Source organism: Amycolatopsis sp. NPDC058278, assembly GCF_042881395.1.
GTDB lineage: Bacteria > Actinomycetota > Actinomycetes > Mycobacteriales > Pseudonocardiaceae > Amycolatopsis.
Genome location: NZ_JBHVXZ010000137.1, coordinates 1 through 24750, shown reverse-complemented (window position 1 = coordinate 24750; position 24750 = coordinate 1). Strand labels below are relative to the sequence as shown.

The following is a 24750-nucleotide window of genomic DNA, read 5'->3' as shown; positions in this document are numbered from 1 at the left end:
GACCGGAGCGGCGCCGGTCACCCCCGCCGCCCTCACTGCGACTCCGCCACCCGGCGCAGGTGGGCGTCGACGTCGAAGCCGTGTTCCTCCAGCCGGCGGCGAGCCAGCAGGAGCTCGTCGGGGGTGAACAGCTCGGCGTACTCCTCGCGGAGCATGACCGCTTCGGAGCTGCGGCCGAGCTGGTTCTTCTCCCAGAGCACGGTGAACCCGCCCGCGGTGCCGGCCCCGCGCAGCAGCAACCGGGCCGCTTCGACGCCGCCGTGCTCGCGCACCATGCGTTCGAACTGGGCGGGCCGGTAGCCGTAATCCTTGGCCAGGACCCGGCAGCCGTCGAGCAGGTCCTCGGTGAACCGCGCGGCGAGCCGGGGATCGGCCGGGATGGATGCGGCTGGTTCGGGCATTGGGGCAACCTCTCGACGCGACGGCTTCCCAGATTAATCGCGAACCGGGGCAGTTTCGCTACGCCATTCGAGCAACGAATTCGCGAAGAGCACCCTCCGTGTCGACAGAAGCAGACAAAAGCGGCAAATCGAAACCGGTAGTGACATCTGGGCCTTCGCCCCAGGCCGGGGGCTCCGCCACCCGAGCCCCCGAAAATGTCGGTGGTCTCTGCCATGCTGACCGCCATGCGAACCGTGGTCCACGGCGACGTTCACGTCCACTATGGACAGATCTACGTCCACGACGAGGACGGAGAGCCGTTCGGGGGCGACCTGCACGCGTGTTTCGCCGGGCAGCGCAACGGGCTGTGCGGGGCCGCGGTGCCCGGCACCCTCTTCCTCATCACCGGGCTGCACACCGGCGAGGTCGGCTTCACCGCCGAGGTGCACTCGTCCGAGCCTCCGGACAGCGGCGGGGAGGACGTCGTCGAGGCTTCCTTCCGCGCCGAGGGCCGGACGGTGCTCGTCACCTGGGGCGGCTCGGATTGGTGGGACCTCGAGCTGGCTCCCGGCGACTACCGCGTCCGCTACTGCGGCACGGCGATGGACGCGGGCCGCGAGCGCGACACCCGGCTCGGCGGCGAGCCCCCGCTGGACAGTTACGTGCTGCAGTTCTGGCCCGCGCCGGCGGCGCCGGACGTCGTCGTCCGCGAAACGAGCGCGATCGCGGCGTACTGGCACGGTTTCGCGCGGGATCTGCCTCCGCCGCCCACGGACGAAGAGCTCGCCGCTCGTCGGGAAGCGCGTCAACAGGCCGAGGAAGAGGCGCGCGCGAAGGCGCAGCACGAACAGCTGCTCCGGGAGTGGGGCGGGGTGCTGCCGGCCTCACCGGTGCTCGACCTGCCGCCGGGTTCGCTGCGAGAGTTCGCCAAGCTCGACCGCGACCTGGTGGGGGCGGCGATCGCCGCCGGGCCGGAGATCTGCCGCGCGCTCGCCCGCCGGGTGGCCCACCTCGCGTTCGAGCGGGCCCGGCTCGACGGCGTCGGCTGGATCGCCGAGGGCCTGCGCGCACTCGACGACGGGATTCCGTTGCCCCCGCCGTTCGACGACTGGACCGCGGCGTGGGATCGGCTCCTGGCGGATCCGGACGTCCCGCACACGCTCGTGCGCACCCCGGACGGCCGGCACGACAACGCGTTGCAGCAGGCGATGGCGTTCCCGGCGATCTTCGCCGCCACCCACGAAGATTCCTTGGAGGCACTGGGCCGGACATTGTCGGCGGCCGGGCACGCGTACGGCGACGACCGGCCGCAGCTGCTGGCGGAGGCCCGTGCGGCGGTGGCCGGGCTGACCGGGAGCGGCTGACCCGGCCGGATCTCACCAGCCGAACAGGCCGCCCATGATCCGGGCGCAGCGGGCCGTCATCGCGTCGGCGTCTTCCTCCGGCCGGTCGATCCACCAGCTGATCAGCGAGTCGACCACCCCGGTCCACACCTGCGCGACGGCCTCGATGTCCGCCGGGTCGGCCAGGCCGCGGGAGGTCAGCAGCTGCGTGGCGCCGAGCACGGCGAACGTGTCGAGCCGGCGGCGGTAGTCCGCGGCCGCCGCGGCGATGTCGCCCGACGACGGCACGGTCGCGTCGCGCAGCAGGCGCCACGCGTAGCGGTCGTGGTCGAACGTCGTGAAGATCGCCGAAAGCACCTTCAGCGGCATCTGGTCGGGCTCACCGCCGGCCGCCATGGTCGTCGCCACGCCGTCGGTGAGACGGCCGCCCGCGCGGTGCAGGCAGGCCAGGTAGAGCCCGTCCTTCGAGCCGAAGTACTGGTACAGCAACGGCTTGGTGACCCCGACGCGGCGGGCGATCTCGACCATCGACGCGCCCGCGTACCCGGCCCGGCCGAACTCCTCGGTGCCGGCCACGACGAGCTGGGCCTCGCGCTCTTCGCGGGGCATCCCCTTGGTCCCGACCGGCCTTGACTCCGTCACACGCCAGAGCCTACCGTGCGTAAAGTGACCCGAGGGTAAGTTACCGCATGGTCAGATCCGAGGAGGCGATGTGGCCGAGTTCCTGGCGCACCTGCGCGACCCCGTGTTGTTCGCGATTCCGGTGTTCCTGCTGTTCGTCACGATCGAAATCGTCGCGGTGCACGTGCTCGGCCACGACGACCACGTCGTCGGCTACAGCGTCGCCGACACCCGGACGAGCATGCTGATGGGCACGGTCGCCGTCGGTGTCAACGCGCTGTTCCGGCTGGTGATGCTGGTCGTGTTCGCGGCGCTGTTCGAGCTGGCGCCGGTCAAGTTCGATCCGCGTGACTGGTGGACGTGGGTGCTCATGCTGCTCGGCCAGGAGCTGGTGTTCTACGCCTACCACCGGGCCAGCCACCGCGTGCGGCTGCTGTGGGCCGGGCACCAGGTGCACCACTCCAGCGAGCACTACAACTTCTCGACCGCGCTGCGCCAGAAGTGGACCCCCTACTTCCAGCTGCCGTTCTGGTCGGTGCTGGCGCTGTGCGGCATCCCGCCGTGGCTGATCCTGACCGGGCTGTCGATCGACCTCGTCTACCAGTTCTTCGTGCACACCGAGAAGGTCGGCAAGCTGCCGCGCTGGTTCGAGTACGTCTTCAACACCCCGTCCCACCACCGCGTCCACCACGGCAGCGACGAGGAGTACCTGGACGCCAACTACGGCGGCATCCTGATCATCTGGGACCGGCTGTTCGGCAGTTTCGTGCCCGAAGGCAAGCGGCCGACGTACGGGCTGACCAAGAACATCGAGACGTACCACCTGCTCAAGGTCGGCTTCCACGAGTACGGCTCGATCCTGCGCGACCTCCGCGCGGCCCGGACGTGGCGCGAGCGCGCGGGCTACGTGTTCGGGCCGCCCGGCTGGCGGCCCGAACACGAGCTACGCGATGTCCCGCAGCGCCAGGCTGTTCAGGGGCGGACGCTGCGGTGAGGTGAGGTCGGTCAGCACGATCTCACGCTCGACGCCGGGCGACGTCCCGCGCCGGAACTGCGCGAGCAGTGTCGCCGGCGGGGCCGCCGTGACCAGCCGCCCGTGCCGTTCCAGGCGGTCGAAGAGCGTCTGCATGATCTGCCCCGACATCCGGCCCAGCGCCTGGGTGCTCTGGTGGCGGTGCGCGCGGTGGCCGAGGTCGACCTGCGCGAGCGCGTCGAGGCCGTGCAGTTCGAGCAGGTCGATGAGGTGCCCGACCTCGACGCCGTAGTTCGCGACGAACGGGATGCTCTCCAGCACCTCGCGGCGGCCCGCGTATTCCCCGGCGAGCGGCTGGACGAACCCGGCGAGTTCCGGCCAGAACATGTTGAGCAGCGGCCGGGCGACGAGTTCGGTGACCCGGCCGCCGCCGTCCGCTTCGGTGCCGAGCGGGCGGTGGTAGAAGCCCTTGACGTAGGCGACCGACGGGTCGGTGAGCAGCGGGCCGAGCAGCCCGGTGACGTAGTCGGTGGTGAAGTCGTACAGGTCACCGTCGACGAAGACGACGAGATCGCCACTCGTCGCCGCGACGCCCTTCCACAGCGCTTCCCCTTTGCCGGCCAGCCCTTCGAGGGCGGGGAAGACGGCGTCCTGCGCGACGACGGCGGCCCCCGCGGCGGCGGCCACCTCGGCGGTGGCGTCGGTCGAGTGGCTGTCGACGACGAGGATCTCGTCGACGAGCTTGCCCTGGAGCTCTTCGCGGATGGCACCGACGATCGCCCCGACGGTGGCTTCCTCGTTCCGGGCCGGGATGACGACGGAGACGGTGGTGCCGCGTTTGGCCGCGACGAGCTCCCGGGTGGTCCAGTCACCGGCCTTGCTGCTGCGCCGGGTGAGCCAGGTGCCGATTTCCGGCGAAACCTGCAGCATGCGTTTCCCCTTCCCTCGTTCGCCTCCGAGGTTCGGGGTGCCGCGTTTCGTCGGCCGCTCCGCGACGCTACCGGGGTGTTACGAGATGGCGGGTCGCGTTAACGCGGAGGGCGGAAAACCGGCTGACCACGGCACTCCCGCTCACTAGGCTCGTCGCCGATGAGCCAGTACTTCAGCGTCGACGGCCACTCCGTGTGGAACCCGTCCAACGGCCCCGGCACGCTCTTCACGCACCTCGCGGAGGCGCTGGTCCCGCTGGCCGGGCGGCCCTCCGGGATCGCGGTGACGCCCGGCGACCCCGACGACCACCCCATCGACGGCGCGGCCTTCGCGGCGTTCGCCGGCGCGCTCGTCGCCGAGTACCGCGCGACGTCGCACCCGATCCAGCGGGCGCTCCTCGAAGGGCTCGTCGCGACCGCGGCCGTCCTCGCCCGCCGTGGTGAGCTCGTGCTCGACGGCTCGGCCGGCCGCTCCGCCCGGGACATCCCGGGTGGTGGCGCGGCGGGACCGGACCGGCTCGCGGAGCTGATGGCCGAGTACGAACGCGCGATGCCGGTGTGATCGAGCCGAAGCGCCCCTTCCGCTGGGACCTGATCCGGCCCGACCACCTCGGCTCGCTGCTCGACGGCGTTCCCGGGCCGGACCTGTGGTTCCTCGACGAGCTGATCAGCTGCGCCGCGAAGGTGCTCGCCCGATCCGAGGACGGCGAGCTTTACTTCGTCGGCCGGTCCGCGGACTCCGTGTTCGACCTGCTCGGCGGAGCACTGCCCGCCCCCGACCGGCTGCACCTGCTGCCGCTGTCCACCGCGTCGATGGACAGCCTCTTCGGCGGGCGGCTCCACCCGGCCGAGGTGGCGCAGCTGCGGGCGAACCTGACCGCGCACGGACTGGCCCCGGACGCGCTCGCCCACGGTTCCCGGCCCGTCGTGTTCGTCGACGTGGTGTCCTCGGGCCGGTCCTTCGGGCAGCTGATCGGCATCCTCCGCGACTGGGCCACCGACGAACGCGCGGACTGGCCGGGCGCCGTGCGCCGGATCCGGCTCCTCGGCCTGCCGCGCCGCACGCACACCAGCCCGAAGACCCGGCGGTGGCAGCAGCATGCGGAGTGGACGCACGAGCTGGCCGCCGGGGCCATCCGGAACATCTCGCTCGAGAGCGCCGTCTTCAGCTACTTCGCCGACCACCAGCAGAAGCTGACCGACTCGTTCGGCCGGTACCTCTGGTCCGCCGAAGACGTCCGCGAGCCGGCCCACGACCACCGCACCCGCCGGGCGCTGGCCGAAGCGGTCGCGATCGTCGAAGCCGGGCGCACGCCGGCCGTCCGCGAACGGCTTGCGCGGACCATGAACGGCGAACCCGCGATCGCCGAACCGTGGCTGCGGGACCTCGTCAGGCTTCTTCTTCCTCGAGCATCTCCGGCGTGACCGCCGACTCGGTGTCCGGGATGTTCAGGTCCTTGGCCCGTTTGTCCGCCATCGCCAGCAGGCGGCGGATCCGGCCCGCCACCGCGTCCTTCGTCATCTGCGGGTCCGACAGCTGGCCCAGCTCCTCCAGGGACGCCTGCCGGTTGGACAGCCGGAGGCGCCCGGCCGCCAGCAGGTGGTCCGGGGCCGTCTCGCCGAGGATCTCCAGCGCGCGCTCCACGCGGGCCGCCGCCGCCACCGCCGCGCGGGCCGATCGCCGCAGGTTCGCGTCGTCGAAGTTGGCCAGGCGGTTCGCCGTCGCGCGGACCTCGCGGCGCATCCGCCGCTCTTCCCACTGCAGGACGCTCGCGTGCGCGCCGAGGCGGGTCAGCAGCGCGCCGATCGCGTCGCCGTCGCGGACCACCACCCGGTCGGCTCCCCGGACCTCGCGGGACTTCGCCTGGATGCCCATCCGGCGCGCCGCGCCCACCAGCGCCAGCGCCGCCTCCGGACCCGGGCACGTCACCTCGAGTGACGACGAACGGCCCGGTTCGGTCAGCGACCCGTGCGCGAGGAACGCGCCCCGCCACGCCGCTTCCGCGTCGGCCACTCCCCCGGACACCACGGCCGCGGGCAGCCCACGCACCGGGCGGCCGCGCTGGTCGATCAGCCCGGTCTGCCGGGCCAGGCCCTCACCGTCCTTGACCACGCGCACGACGTACCGGGTGCCCTTGCGCAGCCCGCCGCTGGCGGTGATGACGTGGACGTCCGAATGGTGGCCGTACAGCTCGTGGATCTCCTTGCGCAGCCGTCGCGCGACCGAGCCCGTGTCCAGCTCCGCCTCCACGACCACCCGGCCGGCCACGATGTGCAGCCCGCCGGCGAAGCGAAGCAGCGACGCGACCTCCGCCCGGCGCGGCCCGATCTTCGTGATCTCCAGCCGGCTCAGCTCGTCCTTCACCGCGGCGGTCATCGCCATTACTGCCCCTCCCTGCCTTTCGCTCCTCCCCCGTGCTCCCCGCCGAGACCGAGAGCCTCCCGCATGCACAACGCGAGCGCATCAGGATCATGCCGTCCCGCCACTTCGGGGTCGGCCACCGCCCCCAGGTGCGCCCGGCCGCCCAGCCGTTCCGCCGCGCGGCGGAGATTCGCCGGGTCGGGGACGGAATCGCGGTCCGCGATCACCGCGTCGACCCGCAGATCGGGCGCGTGCTCGAAGAGTACGTCGAGATGACGCTCCGGCGAGAATCCCGCGGTTTCCCCCGGCTGGGGGACAAGGTTGAGCACGAGCACCTTCGTCGCGGCCGTCTGCACGAGCGCGTCGTGCAGCCCCGGCACGAGCAGGTGCGGGAGAACACTCGTGAACCACGAGCCCGGCCCGAGGAACACGACGTCGGCGGCGAGCACAGCGTCGACGGCCTCCGCGCACGCCAGCGGCGGCCGCCCCGACCGGCCCGGCGAACGCAGGCTGACGCGCTGCACCTGCCCCGGAGTCGAGGCCACCGCGACCTGGCCGCGGATCGTGCGCACCGCGGCCGGGTCCTCGCTGTCGAGGCCGCTGACCTGCCCCTCGATCTCCAGCGGTTCCGGCGACATCGGCAGCACGCGGCCCGAGACACCCATCAGCCGGCAGGCCTCGTCGAGCGCGGCCACCGGGTCGCCGAGCACCTCGAACAGCCCGGCCAGCAGCAGGTTCCCCACCGCGTGCCCGGCCAGTGCGCCGTCGCCGCCGAAGCGGTGCTGGAAGACCTCGGCCCACAGCGTGCCGCCGTCCTCCGCGGCGAAGGCCGCGAAGGCCTGACGGAGGTCACCCGGCGGCAGCAGCCCGAGTTCGCGCCGCAGCCGGCCGGACGATCCGCCGTCGTCGGCCACCGTCACGACCGCGGTGACGTCGGGGGTCACCCGCCGCACCGCGGACAGTGTGGCGTGCAGTCCGTGGCCGCCCCCGAGGGCGACCGCGCGCACGTTATTCACGACCAAGGTCGCGGTGCACCACCTTCACGGCCATACCGTCCTCTTTGGACAAACGCTCGGCGAGTTCGACGGACAGCGCCACGCTGCGGTGCTTGCCACCGGTGCAGCCGACGGCCAGCGTCAGGTACCGCTTGCCTTCGCGCTTGTAGCCGGCGCCGATCAGCCGCAGCAGCTGGTGGTAGCGGTCGAGGAACTCCTCGGCCCCCTCCTGCGAAAGGACGTAGTTGCGGACCTCGCCGTCGAGCCCGGTGTGTTCGCGCAGCTCCGGGATCCAGAACGGGTTCGGCAGGAACCGGACGTCCATCACCAGGTCGGCGTCCATCGGCAGGCCGTACTTGTAGCCGAAGGACAGCACGGTGACCCGGGTCTGGGTGCTCGCCTCGGAGCCGAACGCGTCCTCGATCTTGGCGCGCAGGTCGTGCACCGACAGCGACGACGTGTCGAGCACCAGGTCGGCCTCTTCGCGCAGCGGCTCCAGCAGCGTCCGCTCCGCCGTGATGCCGTCGGCGAGCCGGCCGTCGCCCTGCATCGGGTGGCCACGGCGGACGGCTTCGAAGCGCCGCACCAGCACCGCGTCGGTCGCCTCCAGGAACAGCACCCGCGGCTTGTAGCCCCGCGCGTCCAGATCCTTGATGACCGAGGCCAGGTCGTCGGTGAACGCGCGCGAGCGCACGTCCATCACGACCGCCACCTTCGTGATCGCGCCGCGCGCCTGCGCGCCCAGCTCGACCATGGTGGCGATCAGCTCCGGCGGCAGGTTGTCGACGACGAACCAGCCCAGGTCCTCCAGGCACTTGGCCGCCGTGCTGCGGCCCGCCCCCGACAACCCGGACACGACCGCGACCTCCATGCCGGAGCCGCGGATCTCCTCTTGCGCACTCACTGTGTTTCCCTACTCCCCTGCTTCTGTGCCGTTGCCGGCGCCGGACTCCCCGGCCAGCGCGGCGACCACGGCCTCCGCGGTGCGCCTGCCGAAGCCGGGCACCGCCTCGATCTCTTCGATCCTGGCCTGCTTGAGCTTCTTCACCGAGCCGAAGTGCTTGATCAGCGCGGTGCGGCGAGCCTGCCCCAGCCCGGGCACACTGTCCAATTCGGACGTCACCAGCCGCTTGGACCGCTTCTCGCGGTGGTAGGCGATGGCGAAGCGGTGGGCCTCGTCACGCAGCCGCTGCAGCAGGTACAGCCCCTCCGACGTCCGGGGCAGGATCACCGGATCGGGGTCGGCGGGCAGCCAGACCTCTTCGAGCCGCTTGGCCAGCCCGATCACGGAGATGTCGGTGATGCCGAGCTCGGCCAGCACGTCCGCGGCGGCGGTGGCCTGCGGGCCCGCGCCGTCGACGACCAGCAGGTTCGGCGGGTAGGCGAACTTCTTCGGCCGCCCGGTCTCCGGGTCGAGGCCCGGTTTCGAGGAGTCCGGCTCCTCGGCGGTTTCCTTGAGGTAGCGGTAGAACCGGCGCCGGACGACCTCGGCGATCGAGGCGACGTCACCCTCCGTGGCCGCCTCCCGCAGCGCGAAGCGCCGGTACTCGGACTTGCGCGCCAGCCCGTCCTCGAACACGACGAGCGACGCGACGACGTCACTGCCCTGGATGTGGCTGATGTCGATGCACTCGATGCGCAGCGGCGCGGTGTCGAGGCCGAGGAACTCCTGCAGCTCGGTGAGGGCCGCCGAGCGGGCCGTGAGGTCGCCGGCGCGGCGCAGCTTGTGCTGGGTGAACGCCTCCCCCGCGTTGCGCTGCACGGTCTCGGCCAGCGCTTTCTTGTCGCCGCGCTGGGGCACCCGCAGCTGGACCCGCGAGCCGCGCAGCCCGGTGAGCCACTCCGCGACCGCGTCCGCGTCCGCGGGCAGCTCCGGGACCAGCACCTCGCGCGGGACCACCGGCCCCGCGTCGACGTCGTCGCGGGCGTCGAGTTCGGCCTCGTCGCCGTAGAACTGGGTGAGGAAGTGGTCGACCAGCGCCGGGACGTCCATCTCCTCGGCCTTGTCGATCACCCAGCCGCGCTGGCCGCGGACCCGGCCGCCGCGCACGTGGAAGACCTGGACCGCGGCCTCGAGATCGTCGTGGGCGAACGCCACGACGTCGGCGTCCGTGCCGTCGCCGAGCACCACGGCCTGCTTCTCCATGGCGCGGCGCAGCGCGCCGAGGTCGTCACGCAGCCGGGCGGCGCGCTCGAACTCCAGCTCTTCGGACGCGGCGGCCATCTCGGCCTCGAGGCGCTTGATCATGACGTCGGTCTTGCCGGCGAGAAAATCACAGAAGTCGCTCACTATGTCGCGGTGCTCGTCGGCCGAGACGCGGCCGACGCACGGCGCCGAGCACTTGTCGATGTAGCCGAGCAGGCAGGGGCGGCCGATCTGGCCGTGCCGCCGGAACACCCCGGCCGAGCAGGTGCGCGCCGGGAAGACGCGCAGCAGCAGGTCGAGTGTCTCGCGGATGGCCCACGCGTGCGCGTACGGGCCGAAGTACCGGACGCCCTTCTTGCGCGCCCCGCGGTAGACGTGCAGGCGCGGGAACTCCTCGTTCAGCGTCACCGCGAGCATGGGGTAGCTCTTGTCGTCGCGGTAGCGGACGTTGAACCGCGGGTCGAACTCCTTGATCCAGTTGTACTCGAGCTGGAGCGCCTCGACCTCGGTGGTGACGACGGTCCACTCGACGCTCGCGGCCGTGGTGACCATCTGCCGGGTGCGCGGGTGCAGTCCGGCGAGGTCGGCGAAGTAGGAGTTCAGCCGGCTCCGGAGGCTTTTCGCCTTGCCGACGTAGATGACCCGCTTGGTCGCGTCGCGGAATTTGTACACGCCAGGGGCATCCGGGATGCTCCCCGGCGAGGGACGGTAGGTGGTCGGGTCAGCCACCTCCCCAGACTATGGGTCGGCACCGACAGTTCTCGGTGGCCCCCCGCTGTCCGATCCGCCGGAAGTCGGGTCTTCGCCCGCTTCCGACCTTCGTCGGTGTCCGGACCTGTGACGCGGTGGTTACTTTCCGACCGGCTGACCCGGTCCCCTCCGAAAGGATCACCGCCGTGACCCCTCTCCGTCTCCTCGGCGCCGCTTCCGCCGCGGCCGTCGCGCTGACCCTCGCCGGCGGCGCGGTCGCCGCCGCGGGCGTCCAGCCGAACATCGTCGGCGGCACCACCGCCCCCACCGTGTCGTGGGGTGCCCAGGTGTACGTGAACACGCCCGGGCGCGACTACCAGGGCTTCAACTGCTCGGGCACGGTCATCGCGGCGCGCTGGGTGCTGACCGCGGTGCACTGCCTCGACCAGGACGGCTCGGGCATGTACGTCCGGGTCGGCAGCAACACGCTGCTGTCGGGCACGAAGATCGCCGTCGACAACGAGTACGAGTCCCCGAACGGCGACATCGCGCTGCTGCACCTGGCGTCGGCGACGAGCACTTCGCCGATCTGGCTGGGCAGCGCGGACCCGGCCACCGGCAGCACCAACCAGATCTACGGCTGGGGCCGCACCACCCCGACCGGCCCGCCGGCGACGGCGCTGAAGACGGCGAACGTCCAGGTGACGGGCCGCTCCACGGACGCCTACGGGGGCCGCGCGATCCAGAGCGTCGGCGTCAACGGCTCGGCGTGGAAGGGCGACTCGGGTGGTCCCGAGGTCGCGAACGGCGTCCAGGTCGGTGTCGCGTCGACGGTCCAGAACCAGAGCGGGTCGACCACGCGCGGCACGAACAACTACGCGAGCGTGGCGGCGAGCCGGTCCTGGATCCGGACGACCGCGGGCGTCTAGAGGTTTCTCCGGCGGGGCGGCGCGGTCACCTGCGCCGCCCCGTTCTTGTCGGTGCCGTGTGGGATGCTCGCGGCATGCGGATCGCCACCTGGAACGTGAACTCCATCGTCCCTCGCCTGCCGCGTGTGCTGGGTTTCCTGGAGGAGACGGCGCCGGACGTGCTGTGCCTGCAGGAGCTGAAGAACACGACGGAGGCGTTCCCGGCGGCCGAGATCGAGGCGCTGGGGTACGAGGTCGCGGCGTACGGGCTGGGGCGCTGGAACGGCGTCGGCATCGTGTCGCGGGTGGGCTTGTCGGACGTCGTGCGCGGGCTGCCGGGCGAGCCGCAGTTCGACGGGGCTTCGGAGGCCCGCGCGATCGGGGCCACGTGTGGTGGCGTGCGGGTGTGGTCGGTGTACGTGCCCAACGGGCGTGAGCCGGACAACCCGCACTACGCGTACAAGCTGGAGTGGCTGGAGTCGTTGCGGTCGCTGGTTTCCTCGGAGCTTTCGGAAGGCCCGTTCGCGGTGCTGGGCGACTTCAACGTGGCGCCGACGGACGCGGACGTCTGGGACATCGCGTTGTTCGCGGAGTCGACCCACGTGACGAAGCCGGAGCGCGACGCACTGGCCCGGCTGCGGGACCTCGGCCTGTCGGACGTCTTCCCGCGGCCGCTGAAGTACGACCACCCGTTCACGTACTGGGACTACCGGGCGGGGAACTTCCCGAACAACAAGGGCATGCGCATCGACCTGGTGTACGGGAACGAGCCGTTCACGAGCGCGGTGACGGATTCCTATGTGGACCGCAACGCCCGCAAGGGCAAGGGGCCTTTGGACCACGCCCCGATCGTGGTCGACCTGGACCTCTGACACCCTCGCGGCAAGCCGTGCGCCAGCCGACGGCTCAGCGCGGTGCTCCTCGGCCCCGCCGCCGCGTCGGCGAGGTGATCAGCAGGTTCCTGCTGGACCTCGATCCCGGGATCCAGCGCGTCCTGGACTGGCGGGAGCGCGCCCGGGCCCTGCGCTCGCCGCGCCGTGGCCGCCGGCCCGCGCTCGCCGGCGCCGGGTACGTGGCCGGCGCGGTGATCGTGCCCAAGCTGACCGAGAACGTCCTGCCGTGGCTGTGGTGAAGCGATCAGCCGCCGGTGGCCGCGCGGTGCAGCTTCCGCAGTGCGCGCACCGCTTCCACCGCCCGGTCCCGATCGACGGCCTGGACCGCCATCACCGCGTGGTACTCGTCGTCCGGCAGCTCCAGCCGCGCCCACGAAGCCCCGTCGGGGAAACTCACCGACAGCACGTCGCTCCACGCGAAGCGGCGGGTGACCAGCACGTTGCGGACCTCGATGCCCTCGGCGTCCGCCCGGACCCGCGCGATCGCGAACAGCATCACGCCGCACGCCAGCAGGATCCCGATGCCCACCATCGCCGCCTGGTCGGAGCGCTGGAAGCGCACCCCCGTGTCGCCGTTGCGCAGCAGGACCGCGACCACCACGAACACCGCCAGCAGCGCCACCGCCAGCACGCTGCACATGATCATCGCGCGCCGGGGGCGGATCACCAGGAGAGTCTTCACGGTCACACGAAACCCCGCTCGGTCCACGGCTGGCGCAGGCTCCGCAGCACGTGCGCGGAGTCCAGGGCCGCCACCGTCGCCTCGTAGCCCTTGTCCTCCTTCGCGCCCGGACGGCCCGACCGGTCGACGGCCTGCTCGTGCGTGTCGCACGTCAGGACGCCGTTGCCCACCGGGGTGCTCTCGTCGAGCGCCACCCGGGTCAGGCCCGCCGTCACCGCGTCGCACACGTACTCGAAGTGCGGGGTGCCGCCGCGGATGACCACGCCGAGCGCGACCACCGCGTCGTGGTTGCGGGCGAGCGCCTGGGCCACCACCGGGAGTTCGACGGCGCCGGCGACGTGGACGACCGTCGGCTCCTCCTCGAGCTCGGCTTCGCGCGCCGCGACCAGCGCCCGCTCCAGCAGGACGTCGGTGATGTCCGAGTTCCACTTCGTGGCCACGATGCCGAGCTTCAGCGACTTGCAGTCGGAGAGGTCCAGCTTGACGTCGGGACGGCCTTCGCCGCTCACAGCGTTCCTCCATCGGCGTGCTCGGGGCCCGCCCCGACCTGGTCGTAGTGCTCCAGCTGGGCCAGGTCGTGGCCCATCCGGTCGCGCTTGGTCCGCAGGTAGCGCAGGTTCTCCGGGTTCGGCGAGATCGGCAGCGGCACCCGCCCGGTGACGCGCAGGCCGTAGCCCTCCAGGCCGATCCGCTTGGCCGGGTTGTTCGACAGCAGCCGCATGGTGCGGACGCCGAGGTCGCACAGGATCTGCGCGCCGGTGCCGTAGTCGCGGGCGTCGGCCGGGACGCCGAGGGCGAGGTTCGCGTCTACGGTGTCCGCGCCGTCGTCCTGCAGCTGGTAGGCCTGCAGCTTGTGCAGCAGGCCGATGCCGCGGCCCTCGTGGCCACGGATGTAGAGCACGACGCCACGGCCTTCGGTGGCGACCGCTTCCAGCGCCGCCTCCAGCTGCGGGCCGCAGTCGCAGCGCAGGGAGCCGAAGACGTCGCCGGTGAGGCACTCGGAGTGCACGCGCACCAGGATGTCCTGGCCGTCGCCGATCTCGCCGTAGACGAACGCGACGTGCTCGATGCCGTCCAGCAGCGAGTCGTAGCCGACCGCGCGGAACGTGCCCGCGGCCAGCGGGATCCGCGCCTCGGCGACCCGCTCGACCTGCTTCTCGGTGCGGCGGCGGTAGGCGATCAGGTCGGCGATCGTGATGATCGCGAGGTCGTGGTCGGCGGCGAACACCTCGAGCTCGTCGCGGCGCGCCATGTCGCCTTCGTCCTTCTGGGACACGATCTCGCAGAGCACGCCGGCGGGCGCGAGCCCGGCCATCCGGGCCAGGTCGACCGACGCCTCGGTGTGCCCCGGCCGGCGCAGCACGCCGCCTTCCTTGGCCCGCAGCGGCACGACGTGGCCGGGGCGGCGGAAGTCCTTCGCCGTCGACGCCGGGTCGGCCAGCAGCCGGATCGTGTGCGCGCGGTCGGCGGCGGAGATGCCGGTGCTGATGCCCTCGGCCGCGTCGACCGTGACGCTGTACGCGGTCCCGCGCGCGTCCTGGTTCGTGTGGTACATCGGGGGCAGGTCCAGCCGGTCCGCTTCGGACTCGGTCAGCGCCACGCAGACGTAGCCCGAGGTGTAGCGGACCATGAAGGCCAGCAGCTCCGGCGTCGCCTTCTCGGCGGCGAAGATGAGGTCACCCTCGTTCTCGCGGTCCTCGTCGTCGACCACGACGACCGGGCGGCCCGCCGCGATGTCCGCGATCGCCCGCTCGATGGCGTCGGCGTCGAACACCGCTCCACTGCCGCACGGGGTCCAGCCCGCTTCGGGCTCCACCGCGCTCGTCTCAGTCATGACCGCTCCTCCGTGCCGCCGCCGTCCCGATTGTGCACCTGGTCGCGGATGTGGGCCTCGGCCAGCTTTTCCACGTACTTCGCGACCACGTCGACCTCGAGGTTGACCAGGTCGCCGGCTTCCCGGCGGCCGAGGGTGGTCGCTTCGAGGGTGGTCGGGATCAGGGCCACCGCGAACTGGTCGGCGCTGATCGCCGCGACCGTCAGCGAGACGCCGTCGACCGCGATCGAGCCCTTCTCGACCACGTACCGGGACAGGTGCGCCGGCAGCGCGAACGTCGTGACGCCGTTCTCGTCGCGGCCGAGGAACACGCCGGTCCCGTCGACGTGGCCCTGCATGATGTGCCCGCCGAGCCGGCCGCCGGCCGGGGTGGCGCGTTCGAGGTTGACCCGGTCACCGACCGCGACCTTGGCCAGGCTCGAGCGCTGCAGCGTCTCGTTGACGACGTCCACGGTGAACGCACCGTCCGTCACCTCGACCACGGTCAGGCAGACGCCGCTGACCGCGATCGAGTCGCCGTGCCCGGCGTCGCTGGTGACCAGCGGGCCGCGGACGCGCAGCCGGGCCGCGTTGGTCAGCTGCTCGACCGCGGTGACTTCGCCGATCTCCTCGACTATGCCGGTGAACACGTGCGCTGCCTCCTTGTGAGCCGGTCCTTCCATCCAACACCCGCCGCGGCCCGGTGGCTTCTCCGGTGCCGCTGCGGGGCTCAGCCGGCCCGGCCGCGGGCCGCCTGTTCGCGCAGCGCGGCGACCGCCTTGCCCGGGTCGGCGGCGCCGTAGACGGCGGATCCGGCGACGAAGCAGTCGACGCCCGCCTCGGCGGCCTGCTCGATGGTGTCGGCGTTGATCCCGCCGTCGATCTCGACGATCAGCTTCAGGTGCCCGGTGTCGACCAGCCGCCGCGCGGTGCGGACCTTGTCCAGGACACCGGCGATGAACGACTGCCCGCCGAAGCCCGGCTCGACCGACATGACCAGCAGCGTGTCGTAGTGCTTGAGCGCGTCGAGCCACGGCTCGAGCGCGGTGCCCGGCTTGATCGACAGCCCGGCCTTCGCGCCCGCGGCGCGCAGGTTCTTCGCCAGCGCGACCGGGTCCTTCGCCGCCTCGGCGTGCACGGTGACGTTGTAGGCGCCGGCCTCGGCGTAGCCGATCGCCCAGCGGTCCGGGTCGTCGATCATCAGGTGGCAGTCGATCGGCAGGTCGGTGCTGTCGATCAGGGCCTTGGCCACGGGCAGGCCGAGGGTCAGGTTGGGCACGAAGTGCGCGTCCATGACGTCGACGTGGACCCAGTCGGCGCGGGTCTCCCCACCGGCGGCGACGGCGGCGATCTCCTCGCCGAGCCGGGCGAAGTCCGCCGCGAGGATGCTGGGTGCGATCAAAGGTCGGTCTGCCACGTTCCGAGTGTAGGAGGACGGCGCTAACGCCTGCTAACCGGTTGTGACCAGGATCTGGCTCCGGAGAGGGAGGTCACGCGGCACCGGCGCCCCCTAACCTCGGCGGCATGTCCGGTTTCGCGAGATCCCTGCTGCGCCCCGATGGCTACCGCAGCGTGCCCTACGCCCTGCTCGGGATGGCGCTGGCGCTGCCGGCGATGCCGTTCGCCCTCGTCGCCGCGATGTTCCCCGGTACTCCCCGGCTGCTGTTCGCCCTCGCGCTGGTGCCGGTCGCGACGGTGCTGGCGGCGGCCGGGCTGAGCGGGCCCGTGCGGCGCTTCGGCGTCGCCGTCGCCAACGCGGTGCTCGGCACCGAGCTGCCGTCGCCCGGCCGGGCGCGGCCCGCCTGGCCGGACCGGCTGCGCTCGGCCGCCTGGCTGGTCCTGCACGCCGGGCTGAGCGGGCTGCTGCTCGTGATCGGCGGAGTCCTGGTGCTCGGCATGCTGACCCCGATCCTGTGGCTCAGCGGCGACGGGCGGCAGTTCTCCTTCTTCGGGACGAACGCCGTCGCCGGCGCGTGGACGGTGCCGGTCGCGCTCGGCATGCTGGCGCTCGCGCTGCTGGTCGCCGCGGCCGCCACCCGCGTCTTCCGGGCCGGCGCGACGGCGCTGCTGAGCCCTTCGGCGACCGAGCGCGCGGCGCTGGCCGAACGCCGCTCGGCCGTGCTCGCCCAGCGCAACCGCCTGGCCCGCGAGCTGCACGACTCGATCGGGCACACGCTGACGACGTCGACCATCCAGGCGGCGGCCGCGGCCGATCTGGTCGAGGCGGATCCCGCCCAGGTCCGGCGCGCACTCGGCACGATCGAAGAAGCGTCCCGAAGCGCCCTCGAGGATCTCGACCACGTCCTGGGCCTGCTTCGCGAGGAGCCGGCCGCGAAGGCGCCGACGCGCACCCTGGCCGAAGTCGACGTCCTCGCCGTGCGGGCCCGCGAAGCCGGGCTCGACGTCCGGCTGGCCGTCACCGGGCCGGTCGCCGCACTGCCCGCCGCGGTGTCGCGGGAGGGGTACCGGATCGTCCAGGAGGGCCTGACCAACGCGCTGCGCCACGCCGGCCCCGGTGCGGTCGACGTCCGGGTCGAGGCCGGGCCGGACCGCCTCGGCATAGCGGTCGTCAACGCGCTGCCCGGCGACGGGCCGCGGACCGGCCGGCGCGGGCTGGCCGGGCTCGCCGAGCGCGTCGAAGCCCTGCGCGGCGAGCTCGACGCCGGTCCGGACGGGCAGCAGTGGCGGCTGAGCGCGTCCATCCCGCTGCGGGCGGGCGCGTGACGCCGTCGGTGCTGCTCGCCGACGACGAGCCGCTGGTCCGCACCGGGCTGCGGGCGCTGCTGGAGCAGCAGGGACTGCCGGTGGTCGGCGAGGCGGCCGACGGCGGCGAGGTGCTGGCCGCGGTGCGGCGGACCCGGCCGGACGTCGTGCTGATGGACGTCCGGATGCCCGGCACGGACGGCATCGAGGCCACCCGGCAGGTGCTCGCGGCGCTCGCGGAACCCCCGAAGATCCTGGTCGTCACGACGTTCGACAACGACGACTACGTGCACGAGGCGCTGCTGGCCGGGGCCAGCGGGTTCCTGCTGAAGCGGGCGCGCAAGGAGGAGATCGCGCACGCCGTGCGGACGGTCGCCGCCGGCGAGTCCCTGCTCTTCCCGGAGGCGATCCGGCGGCTGGTGAGCGGGCGCCCGCCGGGCGGGAAGCACGCGCGGGCGGCGAAAACGCTCACCCGGCGCGAGGCCGAAGTGCTGCGGCTGATCGCCGGCGGATTGTCCAATCAGGACATCGCGGCGGCGCTCGTGATCAGCCTCGAGACGGTGAAGACCCACGTGGGCAACATCTTCGCGAAGCTCGGCGCGGGCAACCGCAGCCAGGCCGTGGTGATCGCGTACGAATCCGGGGTCGTCAAGCCGGGACACCTCGCCGGTCGATAGCCGACGTGCTCCCGGTCACCCGCGGGAAGCCATGAGTTCGATCAGCGGACACCCGGCGGTCACCTTCAGTCTCTTCGCGCCACACATGCGGAAGGACTAATGAGGCGTGTCCGGAATCCGGGCACTCACCTCCCGAAGTCCCCGAACGAGGAGAAACATGGCTTCGCTGTTCGCCGGCCGCCGCCGGTGGCTGGTCGCGGGCGCGCTCGGCGCCGCGCTGGTCGCCGCCGCCCCGGTCGCCCTGGCCACCAACGGCTCCGACACCGCCGACGCGCGCTCGCCGGCCGGCACCGGTGACCGCACCGCCGACGTCCGTGCCGCGATCCAGGGCGGCCACGCCCGCAACGTCATCCTGTTCATCGGCGACGGAATGGGCCAGTCGGAGATCACCGCCGCCCGCAACTACGAGCGCGGCGCGGCCGGCCGGCTCGCGATGGACGAGCTGCCGCTGACCGGCGACTACACGACCTACGCCGTGGAGCAGAACAACCCGGCCAAGCCGAACTACGTGACCGACTCGGCCGCGTCCGGCACCGGCTGGGCCACCGGCACCAAGACCTACAACGGCGCCATCTCCGTCGACGCCTACGGCAACGACGTCCCGACGATCCTCGAGCTCGCCAAGCGGAACGGCCTGCGCACCGGCGACGTCACCACCGCCGAGGTCCAGGACGCGACCCCGGCCGTGCTCGGCTCGCACGTCGTCAACCGCGACTGCAAGGGCCCGGTCGAGACGACCGCCAAGTGCGCGAAGAACGCCAAGGAGAACGGCGGCCTCGGCTCGATCGCCGAGCAGCTGGTGCAGACCCGCCCCGACGTCCTGCTGGGCGGCGGCGCGAAGTACTTCAACCAGCAGGTGACGGCCGGGAAGTTCCAGGGCAGGACCGTGCTGGACCAGGCCAAGGCGGCCGGCTACAACGTCGTCGACACCGCGGCGGACCTGGCGGCGGCGAAGAAGGGCAAGCCGGTGCTCGGCCTGTTCGCCGACGGCAACCTGCCGGTGAACTGGACCGGCCCGGCGGCGGTGCACGGCGGGACCGCGCCGGCCCGCTGCACGCCGAACGCGAAGGTGCCGGCCACCCAGCCGAAGCTGGCCGACCAGACCCGCAAGGCCCTGGAGCTGCTCGACGACCGCCGCAGCGACAAGGGTTTCTTCCTGCAGGTCGAAGGCGCGAGCATCGACAAGCAGGACCACGCGGCCGACCCGTGCGGCCAGATCGGCGAGACGGTCGACTTCGACGCGGCGATCGCGGCGGGCACGGCGTTCGCCCGCAGCCACCCCGACACGCTGGTGCTGGTGACCGCCGACCACGGCCACAGCAGCCAGATCGTCGAGCCCACCGCCACCCCGGGCCTGACCGCGACCCTGATCACCAACGAGGGCGCGAACATGACGCTGGCCTACGGCACCGCGGAAACGGGCGGCTCGCAGTCGCACACGGGCACGCAGGTGCGCATCGCGGGCCTCGGCCCGCAGGCGGCCAACATCGTCGGCCTGACCAACCAGACCGACCTGTTCGGCACCCTGAAGCTGCGCTGAGTGGTGGGGTATACCCCCGGTTTTTCCGGTGGTATACCCCATACCCCCTGGCGTTCCGGCCCCCTAGCGTGGGGAAAACCGAGACACCAGGGGGTTTTCTCATGCGGAAGTCATTGCGGGCCGTCTCCGCCGGCACGCTCGTCGTGCTGCTCGCCGCCACCACGGCGGCACCGGCGCTGGCGGCGGCCGGCCCGGTCCAGGCGAGCCTGGACGTGCTGACCGCCCAGGACGGCGTACCGGGGGCGGTGGCGGTCGTCCAGGACGGCCGGCGCACCCAGGTGACCCGCAGCGGAACGGGGGACGTCGCCACCGGGAAACCGTTCCCGCGCAACGGTTCGTTCCGCGCGGGCAGCGTCACCAAGACGTTCGTGGCGACGGTCGTGCTGCAGCTGGTCGCGGAGGGCCGGGTGCGGCTGGACGCGCCGGTTTCGCGGTACCTGCCGGGGCTCCTGCCCGACGGGCGGATCACCGTCCGGCAGGTGCTGCAGCACACGAGCGGGCTCTACAACTACACGGACGACCTCGACCTGGCCGACCCGGAGGCGTTGCGCCACCGCGGCGCCGAGCCGGCCGAACTGGTGGCGATGGCGCTGAAGCACCCGGCGCTGTTCCCGCCCGGCACGAGCTGGTCGTACTCGAACACGAACTACATCGTGGCGGGGATCCTCGCGGAGAAGGTCACCGGGCACGCACTGGCGGACGAAATCGCCCGCCGGATCACCCGGCCGCTGGGTCTGCACGACACGTACCTCCCCCGCCGCGGCGACGAGCGGCTGCCCGCACCGCACGCGGTCGGCTACCTCCCGTTCGGCGGCAAGCTGGTGGACTTCAGCGACTTCGACGCCACGATCGCCGGGGCGGCGGGCGGCCTGGTCTCGACCCCGGCCGACCTCGACCGCTTCTACGGCGCCCTCCTGAGCGGCCGGCTGCTGCGCCCGGCCGAGCTGGCGGAGATGCGCCGGACGGTGCCCGCCGACCTCGGCATCCCGGGCGCCGGTTACGGCCTCGGGCTGGGCAGCGTCCCGGTGTCGTGCGGCGTGGTGTGGGGGCACGAAGGGGGAATCCCCGGCTTCACGAACTTCGCCGGCGTGGGCCCGGACGGCCGCCGGGCGACGGTGGTGCTGAACGAGAACCCGACCCCGGCGGAGACGAGCGGCCACCTGCTCGCGGCTGTGGACGCGGCGGTGTGTTCGTAGCCCGGCGGCCCGGAACTGTCGGTGGTCACCGGTAGAGTCGAAGACGGGGGGCGCCCCCGCGGGCCGGTGTTCGTTCGGCGCGGTCGCGGCGGGCTGATGCGGCTCACCACCCTCGCGGCACGGACCCCGGTGGGTGCGGTAGGAGCTACCCGGCACCGCCGCGGTACGCACTCCGGCGGCCCCCGCTCGCCAGTCCCCGCTCAGCGTGGTTGGAGTTGCTCAGCAGCCGCGTGGAGCCGCCCGGCGGGCACCCGCTCGACAACCCGCCCCAGCACGGCCTCACTGAGCTGAAGGCAGCAGATCCAAAACCTCGGTCCACGGCCGCCCGACATCAAGGCGGTGCAGCGTCACCCCGGCGCCCGCGAGGGTGTCGAGGTGGCGCTGCCACGCCGGGTGGTGCGCCCGGGTGTCCTGGATCTGGTACGCCACCACCACCGTGATCCCCGGCGCGCCCAGCACGTCGCCGAGGACCGTCAGCGCCTGGTTGTCCGCGATGCCCAGCGCCAGCTTCGCGACCGAGTTCGCCGATGCGGGCGCGAACAGGAACACCGACGGGTCCGGGTGCGGCCGCGGCTCGCCGGGCAGCCGGGACTCGCTGCGGACCGGCAGGTCGGTGCACGCGGCGACGTCGTCGAGGCCGCCGGCCGACTTCAGCCAGCGCATCGCGGCCGGTGTCAGCGTGATCGCCGGGCGCCAGCCGCGTTCGGCCGCCGGGCGGGCCAGCTCGGCGGCGAACCGGACGTCCAGCCCGCCGCACGAGCTGGCGACCAGCCCGAGGTTCCTCACGGTTTGCGCAGCACGGCGCAGAACATCGCGTCCGTGCCGTGGCGGTGCGGCCACAGCTGGACGTACGGCCCGTCCCCGAGCTCCGGGACGCCCGGGAAGAACGCGCGCGCGTCCATCACCTCGGCCTTCAGCCGCCGCGCCGTCTCCGCGAAGACGCCTTCGGTCTCGGCCAGGTGCGGCGAGCAGACGACGTAGGTCAGCGCGCCGCCGGGCCGCAGCAGCTCGTAAGCCGCGGTGATCAGCTCACCCTGCAGCTTCGTCAGGTCCGCGACGTCGGACGGCTGACGGCGCCAGCGCGCCTCCGGCCGCCGCCGCAGCGCGCCGAGCCCGCTGCACGGCGCGTCGACGAGGATCCGGTCGTACCCCGGCTCCAGGCCGCTCTCCCGGCCGTCGGCCACGTGCACCTTCACCGGCAACCCGATCGTGGCCTTCTCGACGAGCTTCGCGCGGTGCGGCGCCTTCTCGACGGCGTCCACGGCCGCCCCGCTCAGCGCGGCCAGCGCGCCGAGCAGCGTCGCCTTGCCGCCCGGGCCGGCACAGAGGTCGAGCCAGCGCTCGTCGGAGCCTTCGAGCGGCACCTTCGTCGCCGCGATGGCGCAGAGCTGGCTGCCCTCGTCCTGCACCGCGGCCAGCCGTTCGCGGACCGGTTCGACGTCGGCCGGGTCGCCGGCGCCGGCGGGCAGGCGCACGCCGTAGGGCGAGTACGGCGCCGGGTCGCCGCCGGTGATCGCGGCGAGCTCGTCGGCGCTGATCTCGCCGGGACGCGCGACGAGGTGCACCTCGGGGCGCGCGTCGTCGGCTTCCAGCGCGGCCTTGAGGCCGGCACCCTTGTCACCCAGTGCTTCGGCGAACGACCGCGCGATCCAGCGCGGGTGCGCGGTGCGCAGCGCGTAGGCCCCGATCGGGTCGGCCGCCTCGTCCGGCGCCAGCTCGTCGAGCCACGTCGTTTCGTCCTTTTCGGACACCTTGCGCAGGATGGCGTTGGCGAAACCCGTGGCCCACGAACCGGCTTCCGCGCGCACGAGGTCCACAGTGGACGTCACGGCGGCGTGTTCGGGGATGCGCGTGCGCAGCAGCTGGTAGACGCCGAGGCGCAGCGCGTCGAGCACCGCCGGGTCGGTCTGCTTGAGGGGGCGCTCGGCGCAGGACTCGATGATCGCGTCGAGCAGGCCCTGTGCACGCGATGTGCCGTACGTGAGCTCCGTGGCCAGCGCCGCGTCCCGGCCGGTGATCCGCCGCTCCCGCAGCAGGTCCGGCAGGACGAGGTTGGCGTAGGCGTCGTTCGTCCGGACGGCCGCGAGGACGTCGAACGCGGCCTGCCGGGCCGGATCGACCTCCGGCGGCCGGCGCGGCCCTTCCTTGCGTGGTGCCGGACGGCCTCGCTGCGGCCGTGACGGGCGTCGTTCCCTGTGGTCGTTCACCGGAGGCGCTCTCCCTGGTCGATCCTTGTTCCGCGCGCCCAGTCGGTGGCCGCCATCCGTTTCTTGCCGGGTGCCTGGACTTCGCCGAGCCGCAACGGCTTCGTCGCCGTCCCGACCAGCACCCGTTTGCGTTCGACCACGATCTCGCCCGGCGGCGGGCCGGGTTCGTCGAGCACCGTGACCGGGCCGAGCTTGAACCGTTCCCCGCGGAACTCCGCCCACGCGCCCGGGTCCGGGCTGACCGACCGGATCTGCCGGTCGACCGCCGGCGCCGGGTCGGCGAAGGACACCCGCGCGTCCTCCACCGTCACCTTCGGCGCGTAGCTGACGCCTTCGGCGGGCTGCTCCCGCGCGACGAGGCTGCCGTCGGCCAAACCGTCCATGGTGGACAGCAGCAGCTTGGCCCCGGACTCCGCGAGCCGCCCGAGCAGGGCACCGGCGGTGTCGGTGGCCCCGATCGCCTCGGTGACGACGCCGTAGACCGGGCCGGCGTCCAGCTCCTTGACGATCCGGAAGGTCGAGGCGCCGGTGATCTCGTCCCCGGCGCGGATCGCGGCCTGCACGGGCGCGGCCCCGCGCCACGCGGGCAGCAGCGAGAAGTGCAGGTTCACCCAGCCCAGCCGCGGAATGTCGAGGGCGGCCTGCGGCAGCAGCGCCCCGTAGGCGACGACGGGGCAGGCATCCGGCGCGAGCTCGGTCAGCCGCGCGAGGAAGGCCGGATCACCGGCGCGCGCGGGCGTCAGGACTTCGATGCCGTGCGCATCGGCGAGCGCACCGACGGGCGACCGCACGACCCGCCGGCCGCGCCCGGCCTGCGCATCGGGCCGCGTGACGACGGCAACGACCTCGTGCCGCCCGGAATCGAGCAGGGCGCGCAGGGCGGGGACCGCCGGGTCGGGAGTGCCGGCGAAGACGAGCTTCATCGGCCCACCCCCGGCGGAAGCAGGGTTTCAGGTGGCTGGAACATCGGAGCCGAGTCTAGAAGGCCCCCCGGAGCAGGGCGCGGCCAGCTCGGCCGTGGTTGTCCACAGGGCGGCGTGGTTGGGGACAACCAGGCGGCGGCGGTGTGCTTTCCCGGCTTTTCGTCAGGGGGTGCCGATAGGCTGGACAAGGGCACGCCCCCCAGGGAGGGCGGGGGTTCCGGCAAAGTCTTTGTGCTGTTTAGACGGGTATTCCGAGCAGGGTGAGGGCTCGGGTGGCGTTGCGGGCGGTGTGGCGGAGTGCTTTGGCGATGTTGGTGTGTCCGGCTTGGCGGTGGGCGCTGGTGGCGAGGTTGCGCAAGGTGGCCATCACGCGGGGTGCGGTGCCGGTGCGGGCGCGGGATTGGTCTTCGTTGTAGGTGACGTCACGGACCCAGTGGAGTTTGTTTTCGATGTGCCAGTGGCTGCGGACGTAGCCGCCGATGTGGGCGGGGTGGGCGTAGCGGCCGGTGAGGCTGGTGACGCCGAGTGCGGCGTGGGCGGAGCGTTTGCGGCTGGTGTGGTGGGTGGTGTAGCGCTCGATGAGGAACGCGTGCGCCGCGTGCGGGAAGTCGATGGCCGGGTAACCGAGGAACTCGCCCAGAGGCGCGAGCTGGACGGTGCGGTGTTCGCTGCGGCCGTGCCCGCTGCCGCTGGTGATGTGGGCGGGGATCTCGTGCCAGGGCAGGGTGTCGAGCAGGCCGTGGAGACGGTGTTGGTTCTCTTTGAGGG

The 24750-nt window shown here is 72.5% G+C and carries 27 protein-coding genes; 11 read left to right on the top strand and 16 right to left on the bottom strand.

The window, feature by feature from the left end; genetic code table 11:
• Positions 1-32: 32 nt before the first annotated feature.
• A complete protein-coding gene (locus tag ACFVYA_RS42320; protein WP_285990034.1) occupies positions 33-401 on the bottom strand; it encodes a hypothetical protein in 369 nt (122 codons plus the stop codon).
• Positions 402-626: 225 nt separating this feature from the next.
• Between ACFVYA_RS42320 and ACFVYA_RS42315 the strand changes: the two genes are divergently transcribed.
• Entirely contained in the window at positions 627-1745 is a 1119-nt protein-coding gene (locus ACFVYA_RS42315; protein WP_387053243.1) for a hypothetical protein, read from the top strand.
• 12 nt (positions 1746-1757) lie between these two features.
• On the opposite strand, the gene ACFVYA_RS42310 is transcribed toward ACFVYA_RS42315, so the two are convergent.
• Positions 1758-2366: a TetR/AcrR family transcriptional regulator gene (locus tag ACFVYA_RS42310; protein ID WP_285990032.1), complete on the bottom strand. Its 609-nt coding sequence runs from the start codon at positions 2364-2366 to the stop codon at positions 1758-1760.
• Between the two features lie 70 nt (positions 2367-2436).
• Between ACFVYA_RS42310 and ACFVYA_RS42305 the strand changes: the two genes are divergently transcribed.
• Positions 2437-3339, top strand: a complete 903-nt coding sequence (locus ACFVYA_RS42305; protein ID WP_387053240.1) for a sterol desaturase family protein — start codon at positions 2437-2439, stop codon at positions 3337-3339.
• Here ACFVYA_RS42305 and ACFVYA_RS42300 read toward each other — a convergent pair.
• Complete coding sequence (locus tag ACFVYA_RS42300) at positions 3289-4248, bottom strand: glucosyl-3-phosphoglycerate synthase (protein ID WP_285990030.1); 960 nt, start codon at positions 4246-4248, stop codon at positions 3289-3291. The genes ACFVYA_RS42305 and ACFVYA_RS42300 overlap by 51 nt on opposite strands.
• Positions 4249-4407: 159 nt before the next feature.
• Here ACFVYA_RS42300 and ACFVYA_RS42295 point away from each other — a divergent pair, with 159 nt between their 5' ends.
• Both ACFVYA_RS42295 and ACFVYA_RS42290 read left to right on the top strand, forming a co-directional pair.
• Complete coding sequence (locus ACFVYA_RS42295) at positions 4408-4809, top strand: DUF6086 family protein (protein ID WP_387053238.1); 402 nt, start codon at positions 4408-4410, stop codon at positions 4807-4809.
• Complete coding sequence (locus ACFVYA_RS42290) at positions 4806-5672, top strand: hypothetical protein (RefSeq protein ID WP_387053236.1); 867 nt, start codon at positions 4806-4808, stop codon at positions 5670-5672. The genes ACFVYA_RS42295 and ACFVYA_RS42290 overlap by 4 nt, the downstream gene beginning before the upstream one ends.
• On the opposite strand, the gene whiA is transcribed toward ACFVYA_RS42290, so the two are convergent.
• Genes whiA through uvrC form a run of 4 tightly spaced genes read right to left on the bottom strand, consistent with a single transcriptional unit; the run spans position 5638 to position 10479 of the window.
• Positions 5638-6630 carry a DNA-binding protein WhiA gene (whiA, locus tag ACFVYA_RS42285; protein ID WP_285990027.1) on the bottom strand — a complete coding sequence of 331 codons (993 nt, stop codon included), beginning with the start codon at positions 6628-6630 and terminating at the stop codon, positions 5638-5640. The genes ACFVYA_RS42290 and whiA overlap by 35 nt on opposite strands.
• The gene (gene yvcK, locus ACFVYA_RS42280) at positions 6630-7616 is read right to left on the bottom strand and encodes a uridine diphosphate-N-acetylglucosamine-binding protein YvcK (RefSeq protein ID WP_285993755.1); all 987 of its coding nucleotides are present in this window, start codon (positions 7614-7616) and stop codon (positions 6630-6632) included. The genes whiA and yvcK overlap by 1 nt, the downstream gene beginning before the upstream one ends.
• Before the next feature lies 1 nt (position 7617).
• Positions 7618-8475, bottom strand: coding sequence for an RNase adapter RapZ (gene rapZ, locus ACFVYA_RS42275; RefSeq protein ID WP_014466867.1), 858 nt, complete (start codon positions 8473-8475; stop codon positions 7618-7620).
• A gap of 42 nt (positions 8476-8517) precedes the next feature.
• Positions 8518-10479 carry an excinuclease ABC subunit UvrC gene (gene uvrC / locus ACFVYA_RS42270; RefSeq protein ID WP_387053233.1) on the bottom strand — a complete coding sequence of 654 codons (1962 nt, stop codon included), beginning with the start codon at positions 10477-10479 and terminating at the stop codon, positions 8518-8520.
• Between the two features lie 167 nt (positions 10480-10646).
• On the opposite strand from uvrC, the gene ACFVYA_RS42265 reads away from it, so the two are divergent.
• The 3 genes from ACFVYA_RS42265 to ACFVYA_RS42255 all read left to right on the top strand — a co-directional run bounded on the left by ACFVYA_RS42265 (position 10647) and on the right by ACFVYA_RS42255 (position 12480).
• A complete protein-coding gene (locus tag ACFVYA_RS42265; RefSeq protein WP_387053231.1) occupies positions 10647-11369 on the top strand; it encodes a S1 family peptidase in 723 nt (240 codons plus the stop codon).
• A gap of 74 nt (positions 11370-11443) precedes the next feature.
• The gene (locus ACFVYA_RS42260; RefSeq protein WP_387053229.1) at positions 11444-12220 is read left to right on the top strand and encodes an exodeoxyribonuclease III; all 777 of its coding nucleotides are present in this window, start codon (positions 11444-11446) and stop codon (positions 12218-12220) included.
• Between the two features lie 74 nt (positions 12221-12294).
• Complete coding sequence (locus ACFVYA_RS42255) at positions 12295-12480, top strand: hypothetical protein (protein ID WP_387053227.1); 186 nt, start codon at positions 12295-12297, stop codon at positions 12478-12480.
• Positions 12481-12485: 5 nt separating this feature from the next.
• Here ACFVYA_RS42255 and ACFVYA_RS42250 read toward each other — a convergent pair whose 3' ends face one another.
• The 5 genes from ACFVYA_RS42250 to rpe form a co-directional block, all read right to left on the bottom strand.
• On the bottom strand, positions 12486-12929 hold the full coding sequence (locus ACFVYA_RS42250) for a PH domain-containing protein (RefSeq protein ID WP_103336068.1): 444 nt from the start codon (positions 12927-12929) through the stop codon (positions 12486-12488).
• Positions 12926-13432 (bottom strand): 6,7-dimethyl-8-ribityllumazine synthase, encoded by a 507-nt coding sequence (ribH, locus tag ACFVYA_RS42245; protein ID WP_285990021.1) that lies wholly within the window; start codon positions 13430-13432, stop codon positions 12926-12928. Before ribH ends, ACFVYA_RS42250 begins: the two co-directional genes overlap by 4 nt.
• Positions 13429-14757: a bifunctional 3,4-dihydroxy-2-butanone-4-phosphate synthase/GTP cyclohydrolase II gene (locus ACFVYA_RS42240; RefSeq protein WP_285990020.1), complete on the bottom strand. Its 1329-nt coding sequence runs from the start codon at positions 14755-14757 to the stop codon at positions 13429-13431. Before ACFVYA_RS42240 ends, ribH begins: the two co-directional genes overlap by 4 nt.
• Positions 14754-15386, bottom strand: a complete 633-nt coding sequence (locus ACFVYA_RS42235; protein WP_387053225.1) for a riboflavin synthase — start codon at positions 15384-15386, stop codon at positions 14754-14756. Before ACFVYA_RS42235 ends, ACFVYA_RS42240 begins: the two co-directional genes overlap by 4 nt.
• Positions 15387-15466: 80 nt before the next feature.
• Entirely contained in the window at positions 15467-16138 is a 672-nt protein-coding gene (rpe, locus tag ACFVYA_RS42230; RefSeq protein WP_387053245.1) for a ribulose-phosphate 3-epimerase, read from the bottom strand.
• Between the two features lie 122 nt (positions 16139-16260).
• Between rpe and ACFVYA_RS42225 the strand changes: the two genes are divergently transcribed.
• The 4 genes from ACFVYA_RS42225 (at position 16261) to ACFVYA_RS42210 (ending at position 20852) form a co-directional block, all read left to right on the top strand.
• The gene (locus ACFVYA_RS42225; RefSeq protein ID WP_387053223.1) at positions 16261-17460 is read left to right on the top strand and encodes a sensor histidine kinase; all 1200 of its coding nucleotides are present in this window, start codon (positions 16261-16263) and stop codon (positions 17458-17460) included.
• Positions 17457-18116, top strand: a complete 660-nt coding sequence (locus tag ACFVYA_RS42220) for a response regulator transcription factor (RefSeq protein ID WP_285990017.1) — start codon at positions 17457-17459, stop codon at positions 18114-18116. The genes ACFVYA_RS42225 and ACFVYA_RS42220 overlap by 4 nt, the downstream gene beginning before the upstream one ends.
• Before the next feature lie 157 nt (positions 18117-18273).
• Positions 18274-19656, top strand: coding sequence for an alkaline phosphatase (gene phoA, locus ACFVYA_RS42215; RefSeq protein ID WP_387053221.1), 1383 nt, complete (start codon positions 18274-18276; stop codon positions 19654-19656).
• 101 nt (positions 19657-19757) lie between these two features.
• Entirely contained in the window at positions 19758-20852 is a 1095-nt protein-coding gene (locus tag ACFVYA_RS42210) for a serine hydrolase domain-containing protein (protein ID WP_387053219.1), read from the top strand.
• A gap of 279 nt (positions 20853-21131) precedes the next feature.
• Here ACFVYA_RS42210 and ACFVYA_RS42205 read toward each other — a convergent pair whose 3' ends face one another.
• The 4 genes from ACFVYA_RS42205 to ACFVYA_RS42190 form a co-directional block, all read right to left on the bottom strand.
• Positions 21132-21638, bottom strand: a complete 507-nt coding sequence (locus ACFVYA_RS42205) for a flavoprotein (protein ID WP_387053217.1) — start codon at positions 21636-21638, stop codon at positions 21132-21134.
• Positions 21635-23059 (bottom strand): RsmB/NOP family class I SAM-dependent RNA methyltransferase, encoded by a 1425-nt coding sequence (locus ACFVYA_RS42200; protein WP_387053215.1) that lies wholly within the window; start codon positions 23057-23059, stop codon positions 21635-21637. Before ACFVYA_RS42200 ends, ACFVYA_RS42205 begins: the two co-directional genes overlap by 4 nt.
• Positions 23056-23982 carry a methionyl-tRNA formyltransferase gene (fmt, locus tag ACFVYA_RS42195; protein WP_387053213.1) on the bottom strand — a complete coding sequence of 309 codons (927 nt, stop codon included), beginning with the start codon at positions 23980-23982 and terminating at the stop codon, positions 23056-23058. The genes ACFVYA_RS42200 and fmt overlap by 4 nt, the downstream gene beginning before the upstream one ends.
• Before the next feature lie 238 nt (positions 23983-24220).
• A partial coding sequence (locus ACFVYA_RS42190; RefSeq protein ID WP_387053211.1) for an ISAs1 family transposase occupies positions 24221-24750 on the bottom strand: 530 nt, incomplete at its 5' end.